The 11,018-nt window shown below is 41.2% G+C and carries 13 protein-coding genes and 1 pseudogene; 6 read left to right on the top strand and 8 right to left on the bottom strand.

The features are described 5' to 3' along the window. Window positions 1-181 precede the first annotated feature (181 nt). Window positions 182-393, top strand: a pseudogene (locus Q4Q57_RS20665) (IS4 family transposase); the annotation flags it as partial. Between the two features lie 394 nt (window positions 394-787). Here the strand turns inward: Q4Q57_RS20665 and Q4Q57_RS20660 are convergent. The 8 genes from Q4Q57_RS20660 to Q4Q57_RS20625 all read right to left on the bottom strand — a co-directional run bounded on the left by Q4Q57_RS20660 (window position 788) and on the right by Q4Q57_RS20625 (window position 6,407). Further along, window positions 788-1,168 carry a DUF952 domain-containing protein gene (locus Q4Q57_RS20660; RefSeq protein WP_107404506.1) on the bottom strand — a complete coding sequence of 127 codons (381 nt, stop codon included), beginning with the start codon at window positions 1,166-1,168 and terminating at the stop codon, window positions 788-790. A gap of 315 nt (window positions 1,169-1,483) precedes the next feature. Further along, the gene (locus Q4Q57_RS20655) at window positions 1,484-2,119 is read right to left on the bottom strand and encodes a hypothetical protein (RefSeq protein WP_311891904.1); all 636 of its coding nucleotides are present in this window, start codon (window positions 2,117-2,119) and stop codon (window positions 1,484-1,486) included. A gap of 19 nt (window positions 2,120-2,138) precedes the next feature. Then, window positions 2,139-3,050 (bottom strand): pyridoxal-phosphate dependent enzyme, encoded by a 912-nt coding sequence (locus Q4Q57_RS20650; protein ID WP_311891903.1) that lies wholly within the window; start codon window positions 3,048-3,050, stop codon window positions 2,139-2,141. Between the two features lie 14 nt (window positions 3,051-3,064). Beyond that, the gene (locus Q4Q57_RS20645; protein WP_311891902.1) at window positions 3,065-3,424 is read right to left on the bottom strand and encodes a RidA family protein; all 360 of its coding nucleotides are present in this window, start codon (window positions 3,422-3,424) and stop codon (window positions 3,065-3,067) included. Further along, on the bottom strand, window positions 3,424-4,143 hold the full coding sequence (locus Q4Q57_RS20640) for a PAS domain-containing protein (RefSeq protein WP_311891901.1): 720 nt from the start codon (window positions 4,141-4,143) through the stop codon (window positions 3,424-3,426). Before Q4Q57_RS20640 ends, Q4Q57_RS20645 begins: the two co-directional genes overlap by 1 nt. Before the next feature lie 309 nt (window positions 4,144-4,452). Continuing rightward, the gene (locus Q4Q57_RS20635; protein WP_311891900.1) at window positions 4,453-5,709 is read right to left on the bottom strand and encodes a Y-family DNA polymerase; all 1,257 of its coding nucleotides are present in this window, start codon (window positions 5,707-5,709) and stop codon (window positions 4,453-4,455) included. After that, complete coding sequence (locus Q4Q57_RS20630) at window positions 5,709-6,116, bottom strand: S24 family peptidase (protein ID WP_283629213.1); 408 nt, start codon at window positions 6,114-6,116, stop codon at window positions 5,709-5,711. Before Q4Q57_RS20630 ends, Q4Q57_RS20635 begins: the two co-directional genes overlap by 1 nt. A 60-nt stretch (window positions 6,117-6,176) precedes the next feature. Then, window positions 6,177-6,407, bottom strand: coding sequence for a hypothetical protein (locus Q4Q57_RS20625; protein ID WP_283629211.1), 231 nt, complete (start codon window positions 6,405-6,407; stop codon window positions 6,177-6,179). A 324-nt stretch (window positions 6,408-6,731) separates the two neighbouring features. On the opposite strand from Q4Q57_RS20625, the gene Q4Q57_RS20620 reads away from it, so the two are divergent. The 5 genes from Q4Q57_RS20620 to Q4Q57_RS20600 all read left to right on the top strand — a co-directional run bounded on the left by Q4Q57_RS20620 (window position 6,732) and on the right by Q4Q57_RS20600 (window position 10,945). Further along, the gene (locus tag Q4Q57_RS20620; protein ID WP_311891899.1) at window positions 6,732-7,301 is read left to right on the top strand and encodes an SOS response-associated peptidase family protein; all 570 of its coding nucleotides are present in this window, start codon (window positions 6,732-6,734) and stop codon (window positions 7,299-7,301) included. A gap of 219 nt (window positions 7,302-7,520) precedes the next feature. Continuing rightward, complete coding sequence (locus Q4Q57_RS20615; RefSeq protein ID WP_311891898.1) at window positions 7,521-7,889, top strand: DUF2511 domain-containing protein; 369 nt, start codon at window positions 7,521-7,523, stop codon at window positions 7,887-7,889. A gap of 35 nt (window positions 7,890-7,924) precedes the next feature. Then, on the top strand, window positions 7,925-8,344 hold the full coding sequence (locus tag Q4Q57_RS20610) for a protein NO VEIN domain-containing protein (RefSeq protein WP_311891897.1): 420 nt from the start codon (window positions 7,925-7,927) through the stop codon (window positions 8,342-8,344). Between the two features lie 56 nt (window positions 8,345-8,400). Next, complete coding sequence (locus Q4Q57_RS20605; protein WP_311891896.1) at window positions 8,401-9,726, top strand: hypothetical protein; 1,326 nt, start codon at window positions 8,401-8,403, stop codon at window positions 9,724-9,726. Continuing rightward, window positions 9,716-10,945: a hypothetical protein gene (locus tag Q4Q57_RS20600; protein WP_311891895.1), complete on the top strand. Its 1,230-nt coding sequence runs from the start codon at window positions 9,716-9,718 to the stop codon at window positions 10,943-10,945. Before Q4Q57_RS20605 ends, Q4Q57_RS20600 begins: the two co-directional genes overlap by 11 nt. The last annotated feature ends 73 nt before the right edge of the window (window positions 10,946-11,018 follow it).

Genomic DNA, 11,018 nt, shown 5'->3' with positions numbered 1-11,018 from the left:
CCCTAGAATATTTCCTACGGGAATGGTCATCAGTAATTTGCCAACACCAACAATATTGTTCATAAAATCACTCAGGTGTGGTGGCTCGAGGCTAGAGGCCTTCGCTACCCGATTGAACTAAGTCATTATGCGGTCGGAACAAGAGAATACCTTCCTTTTCCATACATCCTCAATAATGGAATTTGTAGTGGTCAAGCGCCATGGCTGGCTTTGGCTAGGTAGAGTTCGCGGTGATGTCTGTTTTATGCTCAACGGCAAAACATCATTGCAGTCAAAAAATGCCTCTACCCTAAAGCGAGTTCAACCGGTAAATACATAGGGGACGTTCAGTAAGTTCACAAGTCTCGGCTACAATATCACTATAAGTTATATAGTCTTTTGCGGTCTTTACGGTAACATTTAAAAGCCAAGATCCAGAACGAAACCAAAACGAATAACGCTACCTTATCGTACCTATGTAATAACTTCCCAACAATGGCATCTTCTAATGGCTTCATTACTCCTTGGAACTCAATTTCAGCGATGTAGTATTTGCCAATCAATAATATTACAAAATGAAAAACGACACCAAAAATCAGGGCTAACTGAGTGCGTTTTGATAATGACAGTACATATAGGAATTCATAAACAAAGTTCATTTTTACCTTTAAAAACGACGTGTTAAGTAGTGGCAACATAACCATTCAACCTAAAACTATTGCTCTGTAAACACAAGGCTCGACCTGAACTAAAAATACCGAGCGTTGCGAATTTTAGCGTCGCGCAGAGAGTGCGCTCCAATGCTTAGTTAGAATACAGACTCCTCAGACAGAGTTTTTCCTATCCGAAACGAGACAGCACCTTCGTCATCTGGCCCTGCGTCTAACGCAAAAACTCGAACCACATTCTCAACAGGTACGCCCTCAACATATAGATTTGGCCAGGTACCCAAAGGCTCCTCAGTCCTCTCCTCCCATCTCAGATATTTCGCCATTCCAGAAACATCAATCTCAAGAACGACAGGCTCTTCCTCAACAGAAAACCATCGGTTCGCGACAAGCTCCACATCCTTCAATTCGTTCAGATGAACTCTACCCCGCCGTTTATCTGCTTGGCATCGAGGGACACGCCCGCAACGCTCAGCCTCAACCCAATCTTCTTTAGGAACAACTCTATACAAATGATTCACTTCAACGCTTCCTATCTGTTTTATAGATGCCCATTTAAAGGGCTTGGTTTAACAGCTTCGAGGCAAAACGTTTTAAGGCTAAAATCTACTTTGGGACACAAATGAGCTACACGCCTCGCTAAATTAGTAAATAATGAATAACTATAAGTATGGAAAACTCACTTATTTACTATTCACCTTACGCCTGCAAAAGTTATTAATTGTAGTCCCTAACATCCATTTCATATTGATTACCTTTCTTTGAGGACACTGATAGCCCCCAGAATGTAACGGGAATGTAACGCTCAATGAATGAACATATAGTACCCCACATACTCACTCCGACCCAACAGAGTAACTAATTGATATGCGACCTTTTTTCTTTTTTACTTTCAAAACAGTGACACACCCAACCTCTGATGTAGATACAACATGAGTTCCTCCACAAGTAGTCAAAGGTAACGCCCCCCAACTCACATATTTCAATCCATTACTGTCTTGCTGAATTCTATCTAAGTCCATAGAAATCAAATCTAAAACATCAGCTTGTAATTGTTCGGCGGTGAATTCCACTGAGTTTTCTGTTGGTTCCAGAACCACTCTAGCTTCATTCGGTACATGGTTACCTTTAATACCTACCCAACCATACTTCTCGCCGACAACAGCAATCAAATGACCAGCAGAATGATACCGGGAATTAAGGCTTCTCATATGGCGGTCAACGCACAAATGAGTTTCTCCGGTTAATACCCTGCGGTCTGTGACGTGTACAACCTTGTCATTTTCCTGGAAGGCAGAAAGCATCTTCGCCTCGCCGATACTCCCTTGGTCTGCACTCTGACCTCCTCCGCGAGGATGGAAAATAGTCGATGATAAAATGACATGGTATGTCTTATCTTGCTGCTCAATACAACTTATAACGTCTGAACGCCATTCAAGATCATCTGTATAAAGATAGGCTTGCTGTGTCATTTCAATTACTCTAGTAGTTTTAACCGTTAAAGTCCTGCAATGTATTGATGGTTGTGGTACTGCCCCCACAAACAATCACGAGTACATTCTTATAAAGGCTCGTCGGTAATTTATTTCCGTAAAGAAGGGCTAATGCTGCACCACATGCTGGTTCAACTAAAACCCGATGGTCGTCTAAAAATTTCAAACAGGCTTCAACGGCTTCCGTGTCCGTGACGGTAACGGCTGTGACTTTTCGTTCCTGCGCAATATCGAGTGCCCTAGAACACACTTTCTTCGCTCCCAGAGATGTTGCAATTCCTGATACTTCTTCCAGTTCAATGTGTTTGCCGGCATCCAGAGAAGCTTTATAAGAGGCCATTCCTTCGGTTTCAGCGACAAAAATCGGGGTATTTGCTAAGTTGTTGCGGCGCAGCCCTTCATCCACACCTGCCAGTAAGCCTCCGCCACCGACGGACAGAACAACGGCATCAGGAATGACACCATGAGAAACCACCTCATCAATCATTGAGGCGTGACCATGCCAGAGCAACGGATCATCAAAAGGATGAATAAACGCATCGTCTTTTGTACAGAGGGAAATTGCATATTGATTGGCTTCTACCCATGTATTACCTTTCGTGACAACTTCGGCTCCTTCTAATTCCAGTAAAAACTTGGCGCGGTCAGATGTCGTCTGAGGAACGATAACAATGACCGGGATATTCAGTTTACGGCCTGCATAGGCTACCGCTAAACCTGCATTACCACCGGACGATGAAATGAATCGCTGAGCGCCATTTTTAGCATGCCACTCACAAGCGTAACCAATACCTCGAATTTTAAATGAGCCGGATGGTTGAGACGCTTCCATCTTTAACCATATTTTGGTTTTTTTTGAGTCACTTAAAGGCAGAGATTCAATTAACGGTGTCACTATACTTAATGTCATTTCTTCTTCTCTTGTTATTTGACCATGGCTAACACTTCAATCTCTACATCAAGTCCAAATGCCAATGGGCTAACGGTTGTTGTTCGAGCGGGAAGCTCACTTTCAAAGTGCTTGCTATACGCGGCGTTAAATGAGCTGAAATGTTTCATATCTGATAACCATACCGAGACTTTGACTATGTTATTCATAGAAGAGCCACATTCTTCTAATGTTGCAGCAATCCTTTGGAAAATGACGGCAATTTGCTCTTCAATCGTGCCATAGATAGGCTCTCCCTCTTGACTCATCGATACTTGGCCAGAAAGGAATAAAAGACCATTCACTTCAACCGCTTTAGAAAAAGGAAATGGCATTGTTGTTGGATAATATTTCATTATTTAACTTTTAATTCGTCGAGATAGTTATAGATCGTATAACGGGAGACGCCTAAAGCTTTCGCCGCTTTTTCAACACCACCTTTGATGATAAAGATCCCACGCTCCAGCATTCTCTGAACCGCACTCAGGTTTGCCTTTTTTACTGCGATCCGATTCGTTCCCGGATTTTGTTGAATAGCAAGGTCAATGATTTCTTGCATGAGAATATCAATATTTTCGGCAGTCGGCTCCTGGATCAAAACATTGTTTTCGTTGCCTAAATTGTCCGAGTATTTCTGCTGTTCATTGAAATGAATACCGGTGAGTTGCTGAATCATTTCAATGGCACTATTGAGTTGTGCATAGTCCACATTTATACACAAAGCAGCATATGGCTTCCCCTGCTGATTTCGGTAGATAGCAGAGCTACTTCGTAACGGCTTACCCAAACTGTCATAAGTCTCATAATCAAGCACAAAGGACACGCTTTCAGAACTCAATGCCATAACGTGTTCAAATGCTTTGTCTTGCCGCCCGCCAGAGAGCACTGACTGGCCTTTTTTTCTCCCTGAAACAGTTGAATTGGTAATCTCAATAATTGATCGTTCTGGAGTGCGTAAATCATGTAGGACAACCTCCATATTCTTTGGAGCAAGACTGCCAACCAGACGCACCGTAGAGGCTAATAACTCAATAACTATATGTTCATTAATAACATCGATCTCTAAATCTAACATTTAACTGACACTTTGTTTAATAGCATATACACATAATGTAGACAAGAAGAGGATCTGTCAATCAGTAGTTAAACAGAATGTAGACTTGCCCATAAACAATTTGTTTAAATTTCCGAGTTAAAGTGTACTGAGTAGATGATATTGATCATGAACTATAGTCATAATGAGTTATGCCGAAGCGGTACGAAAGCATTTTGAAAAATCGCACGTAATTTCGGATAACTTTGGGTAGGGCAAACGAAATGTGTGGGTTGAGAGTGAATCTTTGTACTAGCTGATAATGGGGCATAAACGTGTTAGTCCTTCTATTCAACACTTTATTTCGGGCAAACAATTCCACTTAGTCGTGTATTGCGGTGTGAGTAGATCGCGGCGCATGGCCCATTTTTGCTCGATACCCTGGGCGGCAATGAATAAGGTGTCTGTGCCATAACGTTGATTGATGCCATCGAGGGTCTTCATTAACGCTGGTTTGGCTTTTGAGGCATTGAATAAATCTAACTGGCCATGCTGGGTGCTGACCAAATCAATCAGGCCTACACCGACTTTATAATAACGAACGCCTGCGCGGAAAAGTTGAGATGCTGCTTGTGTCATACCTTGAGTGAGTTCAATGCTGCAATCGGTGGCACAAGCAAAGTGCACTAAGGTCTTAAAGCCTGTTGGGCGTTCATCGTAGGGAGAATTGCTGGCAAACAACAACATTGTTTTACAGCTTGAACCTTGCTTGCGCGCTTTCGCTGCGACAATCGCCACATGTTTACTTAAGGCTTGCAGTAAATCCTCATACTCAGTAATACGCTCGCCCACACTACGAGTTGAGAATATTTGCTTCTTATCCGCCCTCACCTCGTCCCACACTTTGCACGCTTGCCCATTAAGTTCACGTACAGTGCGTTCTATTTCAATACTAAATTGCCTTCGCACTAAACCTGCAGGGATTTTGGCTAAGTCATAGGCGGTCTTGACGTTCATCAATTCAAGTTTTTTGCTTATCCTGCGCCCAATGCCCCAGACATCATTCACACTCATTGATTGTAAAATTGAAATCCGGTCTTGTTCATTATCGATAACGCACACACCGTGATAACCAGGTAATTTCTTTGCCGCGTGATTGGCCGCTTTAGCCAGTGTGAGTGTTGAGCCTATACCGACACAAACCGGTAAACGTGTCTCTTTCCAAACCGCTTTTCGAATCAACTGGCCTTGGGCCTGTAAGCACTTAATGGCGGGGTAACAATTTTTAAAGGAGAGAAAGCTTTCATCAATGGAATAGACATGCTGCTCTGGTGCAAATCGGCCAATGATATTCATCATCTTTGCGGATAAATCGGCATAGAGCTCATAGTTACTTGAACAAACAATGACACCTAATTTCGTGCACAGGTCTTTGACCTGAAAGTATGGCGCAAACTTAGGCACACCCCGTTCTTTCGCTTGCTTGTTTGCCGCTACGATGCAGCCATCATTGTTGCTCAACACAATCATTGGCTTACCACGCCAATCAGGTCTAAATACCTGCTCTGCGCTGCAATAGAAACTGTTGGCGTCTACCAAGGCAAACATCAGATGTCCGCTAATAATGGACTTTGGCGATGGCAACGAACAGAACGAATAACAACACCTTCAATGGTAAAGTTATCGTAGTCGTGAATAGGCTGAGGTTGGTGCTGTTCATTCGACGACAGCAGCATGCGATGCGTTTTATCGAGGATTTTACATACAAATTCACCGTTGAAATTGGCAACAATCACATCACCATGACGCGCGGTTTCCTGGCGGTCAACAATCAGTAAATCGCCATAAAAAATGCCCACGCCCTGCATTGAGTCACCTTTTGCGACACCAATAAATGTCGCGCTGGGATGCACAACTAACAGCTCATCAAGGCTGAGACCCAGCTGACTATATTCAGCGGCAGGGCTTTCGAAGCCAGTAATACCGGCACTGGCATAGATGGGGATAATACGCATAGTCAACACCACTGTTTTTATATACAGTAATTATAGGCGTTGTTAGGTAACTGGCAAGAATTATTGTGATGTTTCGATGTAACACCATTGGTTCTTTTCTTTATCAAACCCCACGTCAAAATTCACCGCGGTGGTGTCACCCATCTGGTCTCTCTTTGCAACGATATCATTTAGTTCAGATAAATCATCAACACAGGTAAGTTCCGACAACTGCACCAGAAACAAGATTAAGAAGCTAAAAGCGGTTAAAAGTAATGTTGTGACAAACACCCGCACTGGTCTGAAGATCATGGTTCTGCCTTCCTTTGCAAATAGACAACCTGTTTAGCTACGTTGAAATGTAGTAACAGCGGGTCATAAATGCAAAATCAATCAAGATAACCCACTTTTCATTGGGCTTGTTCTAATGTTTATCATCGCCAATACCCAATTGGCTACATTTACTCTGCTGTAATCCCCGCATAAACAAAGACATTAGCTTTACAACAGACAAGGAATAGACAGTTCATGGCAGCTTAATTCGTGATAGGTGCAGGCTAGACTTGGGCAGTACATATACTGATTTTTTTCACTTAGTCTATTGTATAAAGATAAAAATATTGAGGAATTGGCCTAATGTGCGGACGCATAAGCATTGATAGTTTTCTCGCTAATACGGTATCCCTTCAACTGGGTGTGCCATTTAATCCGCAAACTAACCTTGATTTGCGCCCTACCGAACAAGTTTCGGTGATTATAATGGCCGATAGCCAGCTTCAGCTGCTAGATTGTAGCTGGGGAATAAAGCCTGCTTGGTCGAAAAAGTTATTGATCAATGCACAGGCTGAAACCGTGCGAGAAAAGAAAACGTTTGCTTCCGCATTTACGAGCCACCGCTGCGTTGTGCCCTGCTCTGGTTGGTATGAATGGCGCGAGGAAGGTAAAAAACAAAAACAGAAATATCTGTTTAGTCATGATAAAGGAGAGCCTCTTTACATGGCCGGAATATGCTATCCAAACGCAGAGTTTACCCAGCTAGTTACATTAACGACTGAGCCCATAGAAAAGTGCAAAGCCTATCATGGCAGAATGCCTTTGCTAATTAGCCTATTTGAAATTGATTTTTGGCTTCAAACTGAAGCGGTTATGTTAGAGGCACTGCTCTGCCACCCCAAAGACATTGATATCGCAATCCGTGCTAACTAAATTTCTATAAAGTCAAAAATAAAAAACTCATTTTTGAATAAAGGCGTGTTAGCAATAATCTATCCACATAACCTCGGTCACGTGAACTGGCTGAGATAAAAGTGACAAACTTTAATGGAACCTATCAAACTATACTGTCCATAGACATTTGATTCTATGTATGGACTGATTAATAAAGTAAGATTGATGGCATAACACTCTGATATCATGGATGTAACCATGTGTAAAACAATTCTAGCCTTCTCAATTTTAGCGCTGAGCTTAGCTGCAACTGCTAAAGAAATTCAACAATACAGTTATGGTAAAAGTTGGCCGTTTACAGTTGAGAGTGGAGAGATCGCTTGCTATGAGCAGGCGGTATTTTTCATTGCCAATGATATAGAATATGCAGTTAACGGTATTGCTATAAGTAAGGGGTATGTCGATATTTCCCCTATATGGAAAGTTGATAGTTCGATGTTGGAATACCAGCAGTCTATAGCAAAGCAGGAAAACAAAACTATTCAACAAGTGCAGGATGAAATGGGTGGAGTAACCCGTGTGAACATCAACCCAATCCTTCAGGAAGGATTGAAACTGTGCAAGTAACTTCATGAACTTAATCCCCTTTAGCCTTCGTCGTCATGGCGTGCGTTATCATCAAAGCAGGTGGCAATGACGGGCAAGGATTCAACCTGTCAGCCGAGCAACGAAAGGCGATAGAAGATTACTCGATGGAGAAAGCTGTTGAATACTTTAAGTCTCAAGATTATGAATTCATTGCCGATCGTTTCAAAAAATATAGTTTCGATTTAGAATTTAAAAAATTAGGCATGACTTACTTCGTTGAGGTTAAACGAACACAAAGTAAAGGCGATAAAGTTATTGTTACTCGAAGTGAAGTCGAGCATACAAAAGCACATTGTGATATCTCTATTTTGTATGTGCTTCATTCGATAATAATTTATGATTTACTGCCATCAGGTGGTGTGCAACCGATCAAAAATCCATGGATAATTGATGATGAAAACCTACAAGTGATCATCTATCACTATACAGTTTGAAAAATGTTATGGATAAGCTCAGTCTTTATTAAAGATTAACTGAAAATAGGATAACCATGGGCAAGGACGCTTCACAACAACAATCGTTAGCTTTAGTGCTCGAAGAATCATTCAAGCAGATCGAGTCTGAATATAAAACAGGCCAGTCCTTCGTATTTTCTAAAGGTCATTTGAGTAACCTTTTTTTACCGCCTCCGAATGAGGTGATGAAATTATTTGGTATAGCGAACCCAATACTATTTGGCATTGAAGTTGCCGAACAAGACTTAAACTTACCGCTTGATATAAAATCCAGTAGTCGACATAAGCTATTCACTTCGGGTGTTGGGTTGCCTTCAGTAAGAAAAATGCACTCGTGGACACAGGAGTTGCTTAGTCATTGTTTTACAGCGGACTCTATTTTCACAGAGCAATGCATCGAACCAAGCCTACAAGTGAACTCTAATGCTATCGGATGGTATTCGCTAATCAATAATTCTGAGGATATGAAACAGGCAAATATCTCTGAATATTTTCATGGATTTAAGCCATTGCTATTCTTTTTGACTCAACGCTGTAAAGACGATGTTGAGTGCATTACACGTATCAAAGAGCAAGTTGATAAAAGATGTATTGAATCGATGACGTTGGCTGATAAGTTGCGTCTTCAATCACATTTTTGGTTTGAGTATTCAGAGGTTGAAAATAAAACATGGGAAATGTTCAGTCATTTTTTACTGCAACACGAGCAGCACCCCAAAAAAGATAAAGAGACTGAACTATCAGTCTTTAGATGCTTTTCTACACTGAAGATGGACTTTTATCTAGCTGCTATCGCACATTATGAAGTTGGTAATATTTTATTGGAAACGACAAATGTGGATGCAGCTCTAAAATCTAATGGTTTGTTAACAAAAAGCATTTTGTTTTATACCCAAGGTGACGCTAAAAACTGTTTTGATGGTTTACTGCATGAATTAAAGAGGCTTTATAGTATTAAACTTGGAGAAGTTGGGTGGCGGCAGTTCGCTAGCTTTATTGATATTGAAGAAGATATGACTGCGGTTTCAGGCGATAGTCTTCAAGACAAGCGATATTCCCGTTTAAAAAAATGGCGCAAAGGCGAAGGAGCCATTTCCAACGATAAGCTAAAACAGTTTCTTGTCAATTTAGTGGGCACAAAAAAAGAAGACCTTGATTTCTTGGTTGTACTTTTATCGTATGCACAGATAGCCTTGGCGTTAGATAAAATATGTACTGAGATAACAGCTCCTTTCGTCCATCTTAAAGATTTTAAATCTGATTTAAATCTGATGTTGAAGGAAGTGTTAAATCAATATCCTGAGTATTACTTACGTTGTATGGCGCGAGAATTGCTAAAGGTGAATATAAGTGAAGCCTAATGGTGACGGTAAATTTATTTTTAAAACGATGAATTTTGAGAGTATTTTTTTACCCTCACCTGCAGATGTTTGTCGGCTACTAGGTTTACCTGACAATATTGTGAAAATGATTCCTGCTCTCGAAGAGCATTATGCTCAACCTTTAAATGTAAGCAGAAGCTCTCTGGCAGAAATAGCAAGAAGCGGCGTTGGTATGCCAACAATGAATAAATTATCTCATTGGATGAAGAAACTACCGATACCAATGAAAAGATTGATTCATATGCCCACCATGCTGAAAACCTATCGTGCTATGCGTGTTGGTTCAAATGCAGGTCTTTGGTACTCAGCATCTAACGGTTTTAGCCTAGCCAGTAATGATAGTGAGCTAATTTCCTTATTTGATTTTATTAGTATGAGAGCTGAAGCTGACTATAAAATGGTAAAGGGCATAAAGCATCTAGTTAGGAAGGGAGTAATAGACAAAAATGACTCAAATGAGGTTTGGCAAGCACTACTTACCACTTGGCAAAAATGCAGCTTAGTACCAGCCGAGCAGTTAGCGTGTTACTCCCTTTATGCAGCCTCTCCTGATGATCCTATCTTAACAAATGAACTAGAAGGCACTGCCGTTTTAAAAGCGGTTTTTCACCTTGTTTTTGATTTCTATTTTTCAGCGATTGCACATTTTGAAGTAGGCATTTCACTTTACTATATGCGCTGTGGAGCAAAAGATGTAAGCGAGCAACATCGCAGCCTATTTTCTTCCGCTATACATACCTTTTCGATTGCGATTGCGGATCAAAGATGTAGTTGTTTTGGCGCTATGCTGAATGAACTACGCACTATTTTAGCTAAGAAGGAGCTAGATTCGGGTTGGCGTGCATTAGCTTCCTACATTGATATTGAAGAGTCAGGTCAATCGATGGAGACATTAGCTGATAAACAATATAGACAGCTCAAGGATTGGCGTAATGGAATGAATATGCCATCAGCTCATAAGCTTCGGCAATTTGCATCCAACTTTGTACGTGAGCTAGGTGGTGGTGAAGTAGACGTAAATCTAGTTCTAGATTACCTTCGGATTGCCAATGGGATTGATACCTTAGTTGCAAGATTCGTTGAGCAAGCGAAAGATGAGAGAGTCATTGCGATAATAGATGAAGTGTTAACTGAATATCCAAGGTATTTTGAACACTACAAGCAGATTATTACAACTAAAGGTGCGCAAAAAGCTTAAGGTTTTCTGCGTACTGACTTTGAATTATCAGTGAAAAATTAACTACATTTAGTCTTCAAGCTGTTCCTGCCAG

This window comes from Shewanella sp. SP2S2-6 (assembly GCF_031931965.1).
In the GTDB taxonomy this organism is placed as follows: domain Bacteria; phylum Pseudomonadota; class Gammaproteobacteria; order Enterobacterales; family Shewanellaceae; genus Shewanella; species Shewanella baltica.
Note: the sequence above shows the minus strand (reverse complement) of the source record. Positions and strands in the feature narration are given on the sequence as shown.

Coding starts and splice junctions, on each gene's coding strand:
- Q4Q57_RS20635 (WP_311891900.1), bottom strand. CDS start 5,709: ATGTTTGCCTTGGTAGACGCCAACAGTTTCTATTGCAGCGCAGAGCAG.
- Q4Q57_RS20615 (WP_311891898.1), top strand. CDS start 7,521: ATGTGTAAAACAATTCTAGCCTTCTCAATTTTAGCGCTGAGCTTAGCT.
- Q4Q57_RS20630 (WP_283629213.1), bottom strand. CDS start 6,116: ATGCGTATTATCCCCATCTATGCCAGTGCCGGTATTACTGGCTTCGAA.
- Q4Q57_RS20625 (WP_283629211.1), bottom strand. CDS start 6,407: ATGATCTTCAGACCAGTGCGGGTGTTTGTCACAACATTACTTTTAACC.
- Q4Q57_RS20655 (WP_311891904.1), bottom strand. CDS start 2,119: ATGACACAGCAAGCCTATCTTTATACAGATGATCTTGAATGGCGTTCA.
- Q4Q57_RS20650 (WP_311891903.1), bottom strand. CDS start 3,050: ATGACATTAAGTATAGTGACACCGTTAATTGAATCTCTGCCTTTAAGT.
- Q4Q57_RS20610 (WP_311891897.1), top strand. CDS start 7,925: ATGGCGTGCGTTATCATCAAAGCAGGTGGCAATGACGGGCAAGGATTC.
- Q4Q57_RS20605 (WP_311891896.1), top strand. CDS start 8,401: ATGGGCAAGGACGCTTCACAACAACAATCGTTAGCTTTAGTGCTCGAA.
- Q4Q57_RS20640 (WP_311891901.1), bottom strand. CDS start 4,143: ATGTTAGATTTAGAGATCGATGTTATTAATGAACATATAGTTATTGAG.
- Q4Q57_RS20645 (WP_311891902.1), bottom strand. CDS start 3,424: ATGAAATATTATCCAACAACAATGCCATTTCCTTTTTCTAAAGCGGTT.
- Q4Q57_RS20620 (WP_311891899.1), top strand. CDS start 6,732: ATGTGCGGACGCATAAGCATTGATAGTTTTCTCGCTAATACGGTATCC.